This window comes from Mesorhizobium waimense, assembly GCF_003601975.1.
GTDB classification, from domain to species: Bacteria; Pseudomonadota; Alphaproteobacteria; order Rhizobiales; family Rhizobiaceae; genus Mesorhizobium; species Mesorhizobium waimense.
Genome location: NZ_QZWZ01000011.1, coordinates 90,937 through 106,967, shown reverse-complemented (window position 1 = coordinate 106,967; position 16,031 = coordinate 90,937). Strand labels below are relative to the sequence as shown.

Here is a 16,031-nt window from a genome sequence, read left to right as displayed (position 1 = left end):
CCAATTCCGCTGCTTGAGCGTCACTTCTTGTTGCGCGAGAGCTTGCCCAGGAGCATGCCAAGACCTGCCTTCTTCTTGGCCTTGATTTCGCTGCGCCCGGTCAGCACATGGGCGATCTCATTGACCAGGCCGACGATCGGGCTCTTGGCATCCATCTCGCCAAGCATGCGCCCGTTGTTGGCCGCGTTTCCAAACAGGAGCGGTTCGAATGGGATGACCGCCATCGGCGTGATGCCGAGCGGCTCGGCAAAATCCGACGACCCGATCTCGGGACGCTTGGGCACGCCTGCTTGATTGATGATCAGCCTTGGCGGCGGATCGTTCGGGCGAAGCCGTTTGAGCATGTCCATCATATTCTTGGTGTTGCGCAGATTGGCCAGTTCCGGCGTCGCGGTAATGACGATCTCGTCAGCCTTGATGAGAGTGCTCTTGGCCCATCCCGTCCAGACGTGCGGGATATCGAGCACCAGCAGCGGTGCACTGCGCTGGGCCGTGTCGATCAGCTGCGAAAAAGCGTCGGGATCGAAATCGTAGACCCGCTCGAGCGTCGACGGAGCCGCCAAAAGCGACAGGTGCTCGGCGCATTGCGCCAGCAACCGGTCCAGATAGACCTCATCGACGCGCTCGGGCGAAAACACAGCTTCGGCGATGCCCTGTACCGGATCCTGATCGAAGTTGATGTTGGCCGTGCCGAAAGCAAGATCGAGATCGGCCACGACCACTTCGGACTTGAACAGCGTCGACATCGCCCAGGCGACATTGTGGGCAATGGTCGAGGAGCCGACGCCGCCCTTGGCGCCGATGAAGGCGATCGAACGGCCGATCGGCTCGGCCTCCGGATCGACGAAGATCGACGAAACCACGCTGACGATGTCGGTCATCGACACCGGCGCGATGACATATTCGGAAATACCCGAACGGATGAGTTCGCGGTAGAGGCCGACATCATTGTAGTGGCCGATCACCACGACCTTCGAGGTCGGGTCGCAATATTCGGAAAGCTGGCCAAGCTGCTCCAACAACTGCTTGGGCTCGCTGCGCGATTCAAGCAGGATCAGGTTCGGCGTCGGCGCCGACTGATAGAACTCGATCGCCGTGGCGATGCCTCCCATATGGACCTTCAGATGCGCCTTCGCCATGCGGCGGTCCTCACCGGCGAGCTTGACCGGACTGGCGACGCCCTCGGTCTCGCAGAATGCCTGGATAGAGATGCGCGGGACCGGCCTCAGGGCCTGCATTGCGGCGATATCCTGTTGCGATACGTCGCCGCCGTCTGCGGGCGTGTCATAGGCAAGATTGGTCATCGTAATGCTCTTTCCCTGACTTGCGCGACCGAGTGTGGGTATCCAAAAATTCTTGCCCTTCTGGCGACGTCAGCGCCCAGGCAGATGAATTCAAAAACCACGCTCGATTTCATCGGTTTTGCGTCGAACTCTCCCAAGCCGGCGCGAATTCCTGGGTTCGCCACACTAGTAGTTCACTTCCGAATTGCCGAGGAACTCATCCGAGATGCCCCTCTGGCGATAGACGTCGATCACCGCGCTGCGATTCTCCGCGTCGATATCGGATTGCTTGCGCGGGCCAAGCAGATCGGCCGGATTGGCCATCTGAGCGGCAAGGTTGTTTTGATACGAACAGCCGAAATTGGCATAGTGCTTGTTTTCCGACGTCTGCAGCATATCGTCGGGCCAGCGTCCGCATTTGTCGGTCTGGGCTTTCACCGAAATGTAGGCGACGCGCACTGGCGCCGATGCCTCGGCAGAAACGGACTGATAGGACGTCATGACGATCCGGTTACGCTTGATGCCGCTGGCGACCGCCAACCTGGCGAAATCGCGCCCCGCCGCGGCCGCCGCGATCTCGTTGGCCGAGCCGACGGGGATTGCGATCGTCAGCGCCGGAGCCGCGCTCCGGTCATAACCGTCCAGAAAGCCCAGAAGCGTGTCCCGCTGTGAGCCGGTCATGCCGCGGTCGCCGGCCCCGACCGGAAGATCGATCTTCTGGTTCTTCTCGGCGATCATGATCGGATGGTTGGTGCGATAGTCGTCGGGAATCGAGCCGACCGTGACGCTGTCGCGCTTGAGGTTGGCGCAGCCGGCAAGCGATGCGGCGAGCATGACCGCCAGGACCGGAACGACCGTCCGGTGGATCCGCTTGCGGCCGGACGCTGCGGCGGTGATCATCATGGCCTTCGATGCTGACTGGAACATGTCCGCTTCCCCGCTCACTTGTAGATAAAGCCGACAACGCCGTGATAGCGGCCGTTGGGCTTGTCGGTCTGCATGGTGCCGTAGACGCGATTGACGCGGCCAAGGAACATGCCGGCGCCATCGCTCGGCGCGTTGAAATTGTCGTCCGGCTTGGCGAGTTCGTTGCGCGCCACCGGCCGCGCCAGATAGGGCGTTATGATGATGACCAGCTCGCTCTCGTTGCGGACGAAGTCCCGGCTGCGGAAAAGGGCTCCGAGCACCGGAATCTTCGTCAGTCCGGGCAAGCCGTTTACCGCCTGCCTGATGTCATCACGGACGAGGCCGGCGATCATCATCGACCCGCCGGAAGGCAGTTCAACCGTCGTGTCGGCAAGGCGCTTGCGAAGCGATAGTACATTCATGCCCGGGGCGGACACGCCGCCGGACAGCGATACCGATCCTTCCGTCGTCGGTTCCGAAACCGACGTCCTTACTTTCAGACTGATACGTCCAGGCGACAGCACCACCGGCTGGAATTCAAGCCCGATGCCGTATTCGATCTTTTCCGTCGTATAGGTAATCCCGCCGGTGCTGTCTGGCGCGGATTGATTTTGCACTATGTTGTATTCGCCGCCGACCCTGAAGGTCGCCTTCTCGCCGGAGACGGCGGTCAGGGTTGGCTCGGCGAGCGTTTTCATGACGCCCGACTGCTCCATCGCGTTGATGTAGCCCTGCAATTCATTGGTAGCGAAATTGACCCCCGAATGCGAAAGCGACTTGCCGAGGCCAGTGAAATTGTCGCTGATGGCGCCATAGCTGATGCCGTTGCTGCCACCGCTTCCCATCATATTGACGCCAAGCTGCTTCATCACCGAGCGGCTGACTTCGGCAACGGTCACCTTGAGCGTCACCTGATCATCGCCGATGATCTGCAGCAGGTTGACGATCTTCGAGACGCGGCGCTCGGCGTCCGGATTGTTGATGTCGACGCCGCCATTGGCGGAACCACCGGCGGCGGTCTGTGAATACTGTCCCGTCGTCGCCTCACCGCCGGACACGAAGATGGTCGCCAGGTCGACCGCGCGCTTGGCGTCGAGCGGGGTATCGACGCTTCCGGTCAAAACGACATTGTCGTTGAGCAGTTCGACCTTGATCTCGGACGACGGAATGAACCGCTTGAGATAGTCCTCCAATCCGGCGACATCGCGCTCGACCGCCAGGTCCAGGCTGACGATCTGCTCGCCATTGGGGCCGAAGACGAAGATGTTGGTCTCGCCGACCGCCTTGCCGAACAGATAGATTCGCCGTGCCGTGCGGGTCACCGCATCGGCCACCGAGGGGTTGGCGACGAGGATGTCATAGGCGTCGCTCGGCAGGTCGATGACCACCGATTTGTTGAGGCCAAGCTTGACGCGCTGAGTGGCAACGGACGCCGTCACGCCGGCAGTCTTGTTCGCAGCCTTCGCTTCGACAAGGCCAGGCGCGCTCGTACCGGCCAGGAACAGGCCAATTGCCACCGCCATCGCGAACGGCAGTTTTCCGTTTAGCCTCATTTCCTTGCTCCCACTTCGGAAACTTCGCCCGACTTGATCAACCGCACCGTTCCGCGCCGGCCGTTGCCGGAAACGAGATAGTCAGCCTCGCCCACATGCTTTTCCTGATTGTCCGTGATCGACCGCAGCGCCAGGGTCAGGCGATCCGCCATCTGCTGGGCGACCGTAATGATCTCGGCCTGCTGTGGCGTCAGCTCCAGCGTGGCCGTCTGGCCGACCCTGGTCTTCTTGCCTTCCTCGTCCTCCTGGATGGTCTGGTCGATCGCCAGAACGCGGATATTCTTCAGGATGGTCTCGGTGGTGAATCCGCTGCCGCCGCTGCCGGTATCGGAGCGGCGGGTCATGATGACGTCGACGAAGTCATTGGGCAGGATAAAGCCACCTGCGGACGTGTCGGCCGATATCGCGGTTGCAACGGCGCGCATGCCGGAGGGTAGGATCGACGACATGAAACTCTGACCTTCGCCGATCAGCTTGGAGCGCCGCAGCGGCTCGCCGGTGTACATCGCCATGCGGGCAACGGAGCCCTTCAGCTTCTCCACGGCATCGGGTTCCGCGGCGCGGGTGATGAAATTGGCATTGACGCCGTTCGACGGCCACGACTCCCAGCTGATGTTGTTTTCCAGCGGGCTGCCCATGGCGACATCGCCAGACAGGACAAGCACGTCCTGCAACGCGATGGCCGGCGCCTGCGGAGAATCGGCGATGACCCGAGGCGGCGGAGTCGCCACCATGTTCTTCGCCACATATCCTGCACCACCCGCCGCGGCCACCGCCACGCTCAGAATGATCAGTCGGGATGCTGGCATCTGTCCGAACCCTCGCCTTTGGCAAACCACCTAGCCAGGGGGGACTTTGCAGCCGCAATCGTCAAAACAAGGTTAATGTAATGCTTACGATCGTGATTAATTTAAGGTTTACATAAATTAGAACGAATTGCCGCCAGCGCACGAAAAAGGCGGCCGGGGCCGCCTCTTGGAAAGCGAAAGCTGAAAAGCTGGCTAAGCCGCCAGCCTTGCCAGTGCCCACACCATCAGCGGCGAGTCCGGATAGGTGAGCAGTCCGCCAATGCCAAGCGCGATGCCGTAGGGGATGCCGGACGTCTCGTCGGCGAAATGGCGCAGGAACGGGTTGTGGCCCGTATAGGCGGCCAACGGCGATTTCCTGTAGACGAGGATGGCGATCGTCAACAGGCCGCCGATGATTGTCGAGGCCACGAGGTATTGGACGAGGTGAATGTTGAGCCCCATCCAGATAGCTGTGGCGGCCAGCAGCTTTGCATCGCCGCCTCCCATGCCGCCGAGCGCAAACAAACCGAACGTCACGGCCAGTACCAGACCACCGGCGGCGAAATGCCAGCCATAGGTTGACCAATCCATGCCGGTCAGCGGCGCGACCAGGGCAAAGACAGCCACAAGCAGCACCGGCACGCGATTGGCGATCGTCATCGACAATGTGTCGGAGATCGCGGCGAAAAGCATGCAAAACGGAAAGACGACGAAGATCAGGGCTTCAAGCATGGGCGCGGCGCCTGTGGTCAAAATGTACCTGGCAGCAGCCTAGGCATGTTCGATTAACGATTGATGAGGCCGGGACTTCAAAAGCGCCGGACATCGCAAAACGCAGACACCATAAAGTAAAGGGCCGCCAGTAAGGCGGCCCTTATTTGAAAGCAACCAGGTTGCTTCGGTATTACGAGCCGTTGATTTCATCGGCGATGTCGCCGAACTTCTCGTTCAGAGCATTGCCAAGGGCGCCGGCGCCGACCATGATGGCGAGCGCGATGAGAGCAGCGATCAGACCATATTCGATGGCGGTCGCGCCGGATTCGTCCTTCACAAAACGTGCGATCAGGTTAGACATTCGAGAGCTCCTACTCCACGTGTTACAGCACTTCCGTCAACTTCTCTTGCCGGTTGATCGGATGCTGCCAATCTAGGGAGAAGCCCTTTCGATCGGCTTAATAAACAGGCTTACCGATTCCTTTCCGGCAGCGAACCCGTTGTGTGGTTAACCGTGAGCTAAACGCTGGGAAAGCGCGGAGATTGGCGAAGCTTCAGTATTGCTAAAACAGTGCAGGCTGTATTGCATCGTGCATCGGGTACACCAATCCTTGTCGCGACCGGCCTCAGGTTTAACTGTTGGTTCACCAATCTCGTTCATGTTCCGTTGAACAGTTTGCCGCCTTGGAGCGTCTCAATGACCGGGTCGAGATCGTCATTTGCAGTTGCCGCGCTTCTCGCCGCCTCTGCCTTCGTCATGCCGGCCAGGGCCGGATCCGGTATCGAAGTCACGATGAACCAGGCAAAGATCGTCAAGTTGTCGCGTGCCGCCGACACCATCGTCGTCGGCAACCCAGCGATCGCCGACGCCGCCGTTCAGGATGCCTCGACAATCGTTCTGACCGGCAAGGGATTTGGCGTCACCAACCTGGTTGTCCTAGACCAGGACGGCAGCCCGATCATCGACGAGCAAGTCACGGTCGTGCGGCAGGACGCGTCTTCGGTCAGAATCTACAGGCGCTCCGAAATTCAGACCATGTCCTGCACGCCCTATTGCGAAAGCTCCTACAAGAGCGAGAGCGAGAAGGCCTCGGAGGCCGAGATGAGCGCCGGCCACTGAGCCCCCGGGCTGTCGGCACTTGGCGCCACGGTTAGCGGCCGGTTAAGGCCGTCTCGACGAATTTAGCGGTCATCCAAACCGGGTTTCAATGGGTCTTGGCTAATGTGCCCGCCGACACCGCACAAGCATCGGCAGGAACAGGACATGAGCAGGGATCCGGCACCCGAAGACGGCAATCGCAGCGCCAGGCGGCCATGGTTCCGCTCCCGTTTCCTTGGCGACAGGCGCGGCAGCACCGCAATAGAATTCGCCATGCTTGCCCTGCCGTTCGCCCTTCTCGTCTTTGCCATCCTCGAGAGTTGCATCTCGTTTGCCGGACAGGAAGTGATGGCCAACGCCACGGACGACGTCGCCCGCCAGCTGCGCACCGGCCAGTTGAGGCCGGCCGACGTAGCCGGGACCAAGTTGCGGGACCTCATCTGCAGCAGGCTTGAGATCATGGTCGCCAAGACCTGCCCGGGACTGCTGGTGGATTTGCGCGAGTATCCGACCTTTGCCGACGCCGCCACGGCGAGCTTCAAGATCGTGGACGGCGAGATCGTGCTGAAGCACGGCACGAATGCGACGAGCTTCGCTGTCACTCCCGGCCTGGCGGAATCGAGGAACATGCTGCGGGTGTTCTACAAATGGCCTGTCATGACCGATTTCATGGCCAAGTCGATGGCCAATCTCAAGGACGGCAACACGCTGCATTTCGCTTCAGTGACCTGGCAGAACGAGCCGTTCGACAACTGAGACTTGCAGGCTTGCTTTGGCAAAACGGGGGTAAAGGCATGTTTCGTGCGGGGGCGCACCGGGGGATTTCAGCAGTCTGGACGAGAGCGATGCGGCTCTACGCCGATCGCCGCGGCGTCGCGGCCATCGAGTTCGCCTTCATCGTACCTGTGCTGCTCGTCATGTACTTCGTGACCATGGAAGCTTCGCAGGCTATCGAAACCAGCAAGAAGGTCAGCCGCATCGGCAGCATGGTGGCGGATCTCGTCACGCAGCAAAATACGATCACCAAAGCGGATCTCGATGCAATCATGCAGATCGGTACATCGACCTTGCAGCCCTATAACCGCTCGACGCCGAAGATCATCATCACGGCGATAGAGGTCACGACCGATGCGGAGGTGAAGGTCGTGTGGTCGCGCAAGCTGGTCGATGGTACGTCGGCCGTCGATGCCACCAAGGACACCGCCACCACAATTCCCGCCACGCTGAAAGTTGCAGGCACTTTTCTTATTCGTGTCGAAAGCGATCTTGCCTACGAGCCGGTCATCACCTGGTCGCCGGACGGCCAGCAGCGGCTAGGGTTGACCTCGGCCTTCAACAAGATATCGATGGGCGAGACCTATTACCTGCGCCCCCGTCGCAGCACGACGATCCCCTGCAGCGACTGCTGAGCGGGCTCGCAGCCCGGTCGTCAAGGATCGTTGCTGGCTGTTTTGCCTGACACAAACTGCACGATGGCAGCGGCCATCGCATAGTCCTTCCGATCAGCGACGACGAATCCGCCGGAGTGCGCCGCCTCAAGCAGATCGTAGACATCAGGCGTTATCGACTTGAGGTTGGTGAGGAACACGGTAAGCCGGCGCTTGGCCTCGGGATCGAGGTCGCTGCGGACGGCATGCGGGCCGTATCTGAGCAAGCCGGACGTCCATACGACCTGAAGTTGGCTCTTCAAAAGACCTGCCGCCTCAAGCCTCGCCACTGTGCCGACCGGTTCGGCCGGTTGGCCGTCTGGATCAGCCAGTTGGTCACCCGGGATCGCCGGCTGGCCGTCCGCCATGGCTTCCACCCAACCGAACAGGGCATCGGCCTGGCCGTCGATCAGCATTGTTTCGGCCGCGGCGGCCGAAGCGGCGTGCACAAGATATGGCGCATCCTCGCTGAGCTCGACGCCATCCGCCTTGAGCCCGGCTAACGGCAACAGAGAACCACCGATGCTGTCGGAAGGCGCCATCGCGATGCGGTGTGACGTCATGGCCGCAAGTTCCGGAACCTTGCCGTCGCGCGTCACGAGGACGGAGCGGATGCCGATGGCGCCATCCGCATCGACCGGCGCCACGAGCGGTTCGACGCAGCCGCAGCGTTGCGCGGCGGTGGCGTAGGCCGTCGCCGAATAGACCGCGTATTCGATCCGGCCGCTTGCCTGCGCCTCGATCAGCGCCGCGTAGTCGCGGGCGACGACAAACTCCACCTTCATGCCGAGCGCCTTGGTATAGGCGTCCGTCAGCAGCGCCAGGCCCGGAACGGTGTTGCCGGCACCGGGTTCGGCGACGATGCCGATGCGGAACGTGCCAATGTCATCGCGCCAGTCGGCACGCGCCGCATTCGGCCATGATGCGGCCAACAACGCAAACGCGGCCACGCATGCCCTCAAGGCGGGCCTTGCCGAAAATGCGCCACCATGTCTCATCCTCGCCCTGCCCGCTTCGGCATCCGGTCTCGCCCCGACTATCGCGTCCAAGCCGTTGCCGTTTGGTTTCCGAATTGCCAATGGCGATGCGGAACCCTATGTCTGGGACCGCAGTCAGGCAACACGATCCCATTCGATGGCACGCGCTTTCCTCTTCGTTCTCGATTCCTTCGGCATCGGCGGCGCCGCCGATGCCGAACGCTATGGCGATACCGGCGCCGATACGTTCGGACACATCGCCTTGGCCTGCGCGCAGGGCCGCGCGGATCGCGAAGGCCTGCGCAAGGGGCCGCTCGCGGTGCCGAACATGGTCTCGCTCGGGCTTGCCCGCGCGGCGGAAACCGCGACCGGTTTTCGGTTCGGCGGCGACACGATCCCGCTTGCCACGGCCATTCATGGCGCAGCGCAGGAGGTCTCGAGCGGCAAGGACACGCCCTCCGGTCATTGGGAAATCGCCGGCCTGCCGGTGCGCTTCGACTGGGGCTATTTCCCTCAGACGGTGCCGGCTTTTCCCGCCGAGCTGACGCAGGCGATGATCCGCGAAGGAAAGGTGCCCGGCATTCTCGGCGATTGCCATGCGGCGGGCATCGAGATCATCGAGCGGTTCGGCGAGGAGCATATCCGCTCCGGCCAGCCGATCTGCTACACGTCGGTCGACTCCGTGCTGCAGATTGCCGCGCACGAAGTGCATTTCGGACTGGAGCGGCTCTACGAGTTCTGCAAGGTGGTGCGCAGGCTGGTCGATCCGCTGAACATCGGCCGGGTGATCGCACGGCCTTTTGTCGGGGAAACCGTCGCCACCTTCGAGCGCACCTACAACCGCCGCGACTATGCGGTGCCGCCGCCGGAACCAACGCTGCTCGACCGGCTGACGCAACGCGGAAGCAAGGTTATCGCGGTCGGCAAGATCGGCGACATCTTCGCGCATCGCGGCATCTCCGAAGTGCGCAAGGCCGCCGGCAACATGGCGATGTTCGACAAGGCGCTGGGTGCGATGGACGACGCCGGCGACGGCGATCTGGCGTTTGCCAATTTCGTCGATTTCGACACCGAGTTCGGCCATCGCCGCGACGTCGCCGGCTATGCGGCCGCACTCGAAGCCTTCGACCGGCGCCTGCCCGAGGCGCTTGCCAAACTGAAGCAAGGCGACCTGCTCATCCTCACCGCCGACCACGGCAACGACCCGACATGGCGCGGCACCGACCACACGCGCGAGCGCATTCCGGTGATCGGCGTCGGACCGGGGTTGAAGGGCGGCGACATCGGGCTCAGAACGACCTTTGCCGACATTGGCGAGACCGTCGCCGAGCATCTGCGGCTGGCGCGCGGCCGTCACGGCACTTCTTTCTATGCGACGATAGGCGGCCATGCCCGAATTACCTGAGGTCGAAACGGTCCGGCGCGGCCTGCAACCGGTTCTGGAAGGCGCCCGCCTCGTTGGCGTCGAAGCGCGCCGGCCCGATCTCAGGTTTCCATTTCCCGAGAATTTCTCCGCGCGGCTGACCGGCAAGACCATCACGGCACTCGGCCGGCGGGCCAAATATCTCACCATCCATGTGGAGGGCGGTCCGGTCCTGATCTGCCATCTCGGCATGTCGGGCTCGTTCCGCATCGAGACACCAGACGGCAGCGAGATACCGGGTGTATTCCATCACGAGCGCTCGAAAAGTGCTGCGCACGATCATGTCGTGTTCGATGTGGTCTCGGCCGGCGGTGCGCGCTCCCGCGTGATCTTCAACGACCCACGCCGCTTCGGTTTCATGCTGTTTGCCGAAGGGACGCCCGACACGCATCCGATGCTGGCCGGGCTGGGTGTCGAGCCGACCGGCAATACGCTGGACGGCGTTCTGCTCGCCTCGCTGCTCGAAGGCCGCCGATCGCCGTTGAAGGCAGCGCTTCTCGACCAGCGGCTGATCGCCGGGCTCGGAAATATCTACGTGTCGGAGGCGCTGTGGCGCGCCGGCCTGTCGCCGCTGCGTGAATCAGGCACGATCGCCAAGGCCGGAAAGAAGGCGGCAGCGCAGAGCGAACGCCTGGCCGGGGCGATCCGTTCGGTCATCGCCGATGCAATCGCCGCCGGCGGATCGTCGCTGCGCGACTATGTGCAGACAGACGGCTCGCTGGGCTATTTCCAGCATTCCTTCGCGGTCTACGACCGGGAAGGCGAGCCATGCTCCACGCCGGGCTGCGGCGGCCACATCGAGCGCATCGTGCAAAGCGGGCGCTCGACCTTCTATTGCCGGACCTGTCAGCGGTAAGCTAGGACCAGTCGACATCAATCGGCAGGAACGAGGAGGCGAAGCCATGGCCTATGAAACCATCATCGTGGAAACGCGCGGCAAGGTCGGGCTGATCACGCTGAACCGGCCCAAGGCGCTCAACGCGCTGAATTCCCAGGTCATGGCGGAGGTGGTGGCGGCCGTGAACGGGTTTGGCGCCGATGCCGCGATCGGCGCCATGGTCATCACCGGTTCCGAGAAGGCCTTCGCGGCGGGCGCCGACATCAAGGAAATGCAGGCGATCGCCTTCGTCGACGCCTATGTGCAGGACTTCTTCGTCGGCTGGGAGGAACTTGCGCGCACGCGAAAGCCTGTCATCGCCGCGGTTGCCGGCTATGCGCTCGGCGGCGGCTGCGAGTTGGCGATGATGTGCGATTTCATCATTGCTGCCGACAATGCCAAGTTCGGCCAGCCCGAGATCACGCTCGGCGTCATGCCCGGCATGGGCGGATCGCAGCGGCTGACCCGCTTCGTCGGCAAGTCGAAGGCGATGGACATGTGCCTGACCGGGCGGATGATGGATGCGGCGGAAGCCGAGCGCTGCGGCCTGGTATCGCGCGTGGTGCCCGCCGGCGACCTTGTCGAGGAAGCGCTGAAGGCAGCGGGCAAGATCGCCGAGTTTTCGCTGCCGTCGGTGATGATGACCAAGGAGGCGGTCAACCGCGCCTATGAGACGACCCTTGCCGAAGGGCTTCGCTTCGAACGGCGCCTGTTTCACTCGCTGTTTGCGCTCGACGACCAGAAGGAAGGCATGGCCGCCTTTGCCGAGAAGCGGAAGCCGAATTTCACCAACCGCTAGGCGGGTTAAAAAGAAGGCCGGGCGGCGTTGACGCGCCGGAAAAGCTGAACTATAAGCCGCTCCAACCGAGGCGGCCTTTGGCTGCCCGTTTGTTTTTTGCGCCCTGCGGCATCCGCATGCGCCCACCAGATCAGAAGAGAGGCATCATGGCCAATACCTCCTCGGCCAAAAAGGCAACGCGCAAGATCGCCCGCCGCGCGGCGATCAACAAGAACCGGCGCTCGCGTGTCCGCACCTATGTCCGTCAGGTCGAAGAGGCGCTGGCCGCCGGCGACAAGGCCGCCGCGCTGGTCGCGTTCAAGGCCGCCGAGCCGGAATTGATGCGCGCCGCGACCAAGGGCGTGCTGCACAAGAATACGGCATCCCGCAAAGTGTCGCGCCTGGCCCACCGCCTCAAGGTGCTGTCGGCCTAATATTACATTTAACTAAAACTTGGCTTGTTCAAACCCGGCGGATCCCGCCGGGTTTTTTCGTTTGCCGGCAAGTACTTAAAAAGAACGCCCGCAAAGCGCGTCTGGCTTGGATTTCAAAGTCCGGAATGGTTTGCCGGCATATACATGCGCGGTGATACTCGGTTATGCCGAAAGCGGCAGGGTCTATAATTTCGGCTGACACAAATTCCTGATATTTTTCAAATACTTACAGATGGTGATCCACAGCTTGTTCACATCGCGTCCGGGCGATGGGGGACAAGTTGCTGTCAAGAGAATTATTTCAGAAAATTTCGCGCCGTGTGGCCGTTTTCATATTCGCCGGAAAAGGGTTTGAATCACAATGGCTTTATCAAAATGTGCCGTTGCGGCATCTGCTCCGAACCCGTCTCCGCTAGCCAGATTCGTTAAAAATCCGTTAGTCGTGGCCTTGCCCTATCCACAGCGATTTCGGTAATGTCCCTCCATCGAAGGGACGGGCTCTTGGCTCTCAACCCAGCCTGAATCGGCCAGCACAAAATGGCAGAATTCATGACGTGGATCAATTCCGCGAACGGGTTCGATTTGTCTTTTCGAGGCGGTAGGGGACTGGCGTAACTGTACATGGCAGGTCGATGGTGCCGGCGTTTTCGCCGGATGGCATCGCATTGCCTGGTGTGTCGAGAACGGCCCGGCTTGCAAGAGCCGGCACCGGTCCCTTTGTGACGAGGCGACATTTACCTGCCTGCGGCGGCGGTGGTGTCGCAACGAAGATACGGTCGCCGGAAACATGGATGCAGGAGGCGCATCCCCGGCGGAAAAAGGGTACAAAAGGACAAGGAACTCGATCATGCAGAGCGGAATCGAAAGGGAGCTAACCAGCGAACTCCCATTCCCAGCAACACTTGTCGGAGGGGACGGCATGGCGGCTTCGAGCGACGCGGAACAGAAGTTCGAGCGCGTCAAGACCCAGCTGAAGGCACGTCTGGGTGTCGAGGTCTATTCAAGCTGGTTCGGCCGCATGAAGGTTGCCGAAGCATCCCGTGGCATTGTGCGCATTTCCGTGCCGACGGCCTTCCTGCGGTCCTGGATCAACGGCCATTATCTCGACCTTATCGCGGAGCTGTGGAAGCACGAGGATCCCGAAATCCTCAAGATCGAGATCGTCGTGCGCACCGCCACGCGCCAGGGACGCAACGGGGTCGAGCCGGAGGCTGTTCCGGCGCGCAAGATGACCAGGCAGACGCAGACGACGCTGGCCGCCGGCACTGCTGGACCAGGCAGGGTGGAACGGGCGCCGGCGCCACGCCCGGGCACGCCCATCGAGGCCGAATACCGGCACAATGTGCTGGGTTCGCCGCTCGACCCACGCTACACCTTCGGCTCCTTCATCGAAGGCCCGTCGAACCGGGTGGCCTTCGCCGCCGCCAAGGCGGTGGCGGAATCGCAGTCGAGCGCGGTGCGTTTCAATCCGCTCTTCCTTCATGCGACGGTCGGGCTCGGCAAGACCCACCTTTTGCAGGCGATCGCGGCCGAATCCCTGCGGCACAATCCGAAGTCGCGCGTCGTCTATTTGACGGCCGAGTATTTCATGTGGCGCTTCGCCACGGCGATCCGCGACAACAATGCGCTGACGCTGAAGGAACAGCTGCGCGACATCGACCTCCTGATCATCGACGACATGCAGTTCCTGCAGGGCAAGTCGATCCAGCATGAATTCTGCCATCTGATCAACATGCTGCTCGACAGCGCCAAGCAGGTGGTGGTTGCCGCCGACCGGCCGCCGTCGGAGCTGGAATCGCTGGAGCCACGCGTGCGCTCTCGCCTCAATGGCGGCGTCGCGCTCGAAATGTCGGCGCCCGACTTCGCCATGCGGATCGGCATGCTCAAGCTGCGTCTTGCCACCGCCAAGGTCGATGACGCCTCGCTCGACATTTCGGAGGAGATCCTCAACCACGTCGCTCGCACAGTGACCGGCAGCGGGCGCGAACTCGAAGGCGCCTTCAACCAGCTTCTGTTCCGCCAATCCTTCGAACCGCAGATCAGCATCGATCGCATCGACGAGATCCTTGGCCATATCTATCGTTCGGGCGAGCCGAAGCGGGTGCGCATCGAGGATATCCAGCGCATCGTGGCGCGCCACTACAATGTGTCGAAGACCGAGCTTCTTTCCAACCGGCGCACGCGCACCATCGTCAAGCCGCGGCAGGTCGCCATGTACCTGTCCAAGGTGATGACACCGCGGTCGCTGCCGGAGATCGGGCGGCGTTTCGGCGGACGCGACCACACCACCGTGCTGCATGCCGTGCGCAAGATCGAGGATCTTTCCGGCAACGACAACACGCTGGCGCAGGAACTGGAACTGCTGAGAAGGCTGATCAACGACCAGGCTTGATCGGATGGGAAACGCCGGCTGGCGCGCTGTGCCGGCTTTATCCCCAGAAAGCCCGCGTAACCGGCCTGAACCGGTGGCGCGGGCTTGCGTTTGCAGGCTTTTTCCTGTCAGCTTACGCAGATTCTGAGCCTGTTCAGACCTTTCGCGGGGCGCCGCCAGCCGGAGACCCGCTCATCCATTCAAGCGAGCCTGTTTCGTCATGCGTGTTATCCTGGAACGGTCAAATCTCCTGAAGTCGCTCAACCACGTTCACCGCGTGGTCGAACGACGCAACACCATACCGATCCTGTCCAACGTGCTGCTCAGCGCAGAAGGCGCCAGCCTTGAAATGAAGGCGACCGACCTCGACCTCGAGGTGACCGAAGCCACGCCCGCCAAGGTCGAGCGCGGCGGGGCGACGACGGTTCCGGCGCATCTGCTCTACGATATCGTGCGCAAGCTCGCCGACGGAGCGGAGGTGATGCTGAAGACCGACGAGGACGGCAACGCCATGACGGTGACGTCGGGCCGTTCGAGTTTCCGTCTGCAGTGCCTGCCGCAGTCCGATTTCCCGGAACTCTCGGCCGGCTCCTTCTCGCATATCTTCCGGCTCGATTCGGTCGGCTTGAAGGGCCTGATCGACAAGACGCAGTTCGCCATCTCGACCGAAGAGACGCGCTACTATCTGAATGGCATCTACCTGCACACGCATGAGGCCGGCGGCAAGCTGAAGCTGCGCTCGGTCGCCACCGACGGCCATCGCCTGGCGCGCGCCGAGATCGACGCGCCGGCAGGCTCCGAGGGCATGCCCGGCATCATCATCCCACGCAAGACGGTCAGCGAGCTGCAGAAGCTGGTCGATGATCCAGATGTCGCCGTGACCACCGAATTGTCGGATACCAAGATCCGCTTCACCATCGGCAGCGTCGTTCTGACCTCGAAGCTGATCGACGGCACCTTCCCGGACTACCAGCGCGTCATTCCGACCGGCAACGACAAGAAGCTGATCATCGACCGCCAGACTTTCGCCGCCGCCGTCGATCGCGTGTCGACCATATCTTCGGAGCGCGGCCGGGCGGTGAAGCTTTCGATCACCGAAGGCCAGGTCACGCTTGCCGTCAACAATCCGGATTCGGGCAGCGCCACCGAGGAACTGGCGGCGGACTATTCGTCCGATCCGATCGAGATCGGGTTCAATGCCAAGTATCTGCTCGACGTCGCAGCCCAGCTCACCGGTACGGAAGCGAAATTCATGCTGGCGGATGCCGGCTCGCCGACGCTGATCCACGACATGGCCGACGAAACCGCGCTTTACGTGCTGATGCCGATGCGGGTGTAGGCCCGAACGAGGCCTATGCGAGAAATCACCCTTCTTCGTCCTGCCGGACATCTCCGCCTCAT

The 16,031-nt window shown here is 61.9% G+C and carries 16 protein-coding genes; 9 read left to right on the top strand and 7 right to left on the bottom strand.

The features are described 5' to 3' along the window. Positions 1 to 20: 20 nt before the first annotated feature. The 6 genes from D3227_RS16075 to D3227_RS16050 form a co-directional block, all read right to left on the bottom strand. Positions 21 to 1,304 (bottom strand): CpaE/TadZ family protein, encoded by a 1,284-nt coding sequence (locus D3227_RS16075; protein WP_167480717.1) that lies wholly within the window; start codon positions 1,302 to 1,304, stop codon positions 21 to 23. 165 nt (positions 1,305 to 1,469) lie between these two features. After that, positions 1,470 to 2,210, bottom strand: coding sequence for a CpaD family pilus assembly protein (locus D3227_RS16070; protein ID WP_120015079.1), 741 nt, complete (start codon positions 2,208 to 2,210; stop codon positions 1,470 to 1,472). A 14-nt stretch (positions 2,211 to 2,224) separates the two neighbouring features. Continuing rightward, positions 2,225 to 3,742 carry a type II and III secretion system protein family protein gene (locus tag D3227_RS16065; protein WP_120015078.1) on the bottom strand — a complete coding sequence of 506 codons (1,518 nt, stop codon included), beginning with the start codon at positions 3,740 to 3,742 and terminating at the stop codon, positions 2,225 to 2,227. Then, the gene (gene cpaB, locus D3227_RS16060; protein ID WP_120015077.1) at positions 3,739 to 4,551 is read right to left on the bottom strand and encodes a Flp pilus assembly protein CpaB; all 813 of its coding nucleotides are present in this window, start codon (positions 4,549 to 4,551) and stop codon (positions 3,739 to 3,741) included. Before cpaB ends, D3227_RS16065 begins: the two co-directional genes overlap by 4 nt. Before the next feature lie 192 nt (positions 4,552 to 4,743). Next, positions 4,744 to 5,262, bottom strand: coding sequence for an A24 family peptidase (locus D3227_RS16055; protein ID WP_120015076.1), 519 nt, complete (start codon positions 5,260 to 5,262; stop codon positions 4,744 to 4,746). A 172-nt stretch (positions 5,263 to 5,434) separates the two neighbouring features. Beyond that, on the bottom strand, positions 5,435 to 5,605 hold the full coding sequence (locus tag D3227_RS16050; RefSeq protein ID WP_120015075.1) for a Flp family type IVb pilin: 171 nt from the start codon (positions 5,603 to 5,605) through the stop codon (positions 5,435 to 5,437). A gap of 336 nt (positions 5,606 to 5,941) precedes the next feature. Here D3227_RS16050 and D3227_RS16045 point away from each other — a divergent pair, with 336 nt between their 5' ends. From D3227_RS16045 to D3227_RS16035, 3 genes are all read left to right on the top strand, one after another. Beyond that, entirely contained in the window at positions 5,942 to 6,364 is a 423-nt protein-coding gene (locus tag D3227_RS16045; protein ID WP_120015074.1) for a pilus assembly protein N-terminal domain-containing protein, read from the top strand. Positions 6,365 to 6,508: 144 nt separating this feature from the next. Continuing rightward, positions 6,509 to 7,099: a TadE/TadG family type IV pilus assembly protein gene (locus tag D3227_RS16040; protein ID WP_120015156.1), complete on the top strand. Its 591-nt coding sequence runs from the start codon at positions 6,509 to 6,511 to the stop codon at positions 7,097 to 7,099. Positions 7,100 to 7,137: 38 nt separating this feature from the next. Next, positions 7,138 to 7,752, top strand: coding sequence for a TadE/TadG family type IV pilus assembly protein (locus tag D3227_RS16035; RefSeq protein WP_120015073.1), 615 nt, complete (start codon positions 7,138 to 7,140; stop codon positions 7,750 to 7,752). Between the two features lie 20 nt (positions 7,753 to 7,772). On the opposite strand, the gene D3227_RS16030 is transcribed toward D3227_RS16035, so the two are convergent. Then, on the bottom strand, positions 7,773 to 8,768 hold the full coding sequence (locus D3227_RS16030) for a phosphate/phosphite/phosphonate ABC transporter substrate-binding protein (RefSeq protein WP_167480716.1): 996 nt from the start codon (positions 8,766 to 8,768) through the stop codon (positions 7,773 to 7,775). A gap of 136 nt (positions 8,769 to 8,904) precedes the next feature. Between D3227_RS16030 and D3227_RS16025 the strand changes: the two genes are divergently transcribed. The 6 genes from D3227_RS16025 (at position 8,905) to dnaN (ending at position 15,969) form a co-directional block, all read left to right on the top strand. Then, positions 8,905 to 10,152, top strand: a complete 1,248-nt coding sequence (locus D3227_RS16025) for a phosphopentomutase (RefSeq protein ID WP_120015071.1) — start codon at positions 8,905 to 8,907, stop codon at positions 10,150 to 10,152. Then, positions 10,136 to 11,026, top strand: coding sequence for a bifunctional DNA-formamidopyrimidine glycosylase/DNA-(apurinic or apyrimidinic site) lyase (mutM, locus tag D3227_RS16020; RefSeq protein ID WP_120015070.1), 891 nt, complete (start codon positions 10,136 to 10,138; stop codon positions 11,024 to 11,026). The genes D3227_RS16025 and mutM overlap by 17 nt, the downstream gene beginning before the upstream one ends. A gap of 46 nt (positions 11,027 to 11,072) precedes the next feature. Further along, a complete protein-coding gene (locus D3227_RS16015) occupies positions 11,073 to 11,846 on the top strand; it encodes an enoyl-CoA hydratase (protein WP_120015069.1) in 774 nt (257 codons plus the stop codon). A gap of 146 nt (positions 11,847 to 11,992) precedes the next feature. Next, on the top strand, positions 11,993 to 12,259 hold the full coding sequence (gene rpsT / locus D3227_RS16010) for a 30S ribosomal protein S20 (RefSeq protein WP_120015155.1): 267 nt from the start codon (positions 11,993 to 11,995) through the stop codon (positions 12,257 to 12,259). Between the two features lie 919 nt (positions 12,260 to 13,178). Further along, positions 13,179 to 14,651, top strand: a complete 1,473-nt coding sequence (gene dnaA, locus D3227_RS16005) for a chromosomal replication initiator protein DnaA (protein WP_245451771.1) — start codon at positions 13,179 to 13,181, stop codon at positions 14,649 to 14,651. A gap of 199 nt (positions 14,652 to 14,850) precedes the next feature. Continuing rightward, positions 14,851 to 15,969: a DNA polymerase III subunit beta gene (gene dnaN / locus D3227_RS16000; RefSeq protein ID WP_120015067.1), complete on the top strand. Its 1,119-nt coding sequence runs from the start codon at positions 14,851 to 14,853 to the stop codon at positions 15,967 to 15,969. Positions 15,970 to 16,031 lie beyond the last annotated feature (62 nt).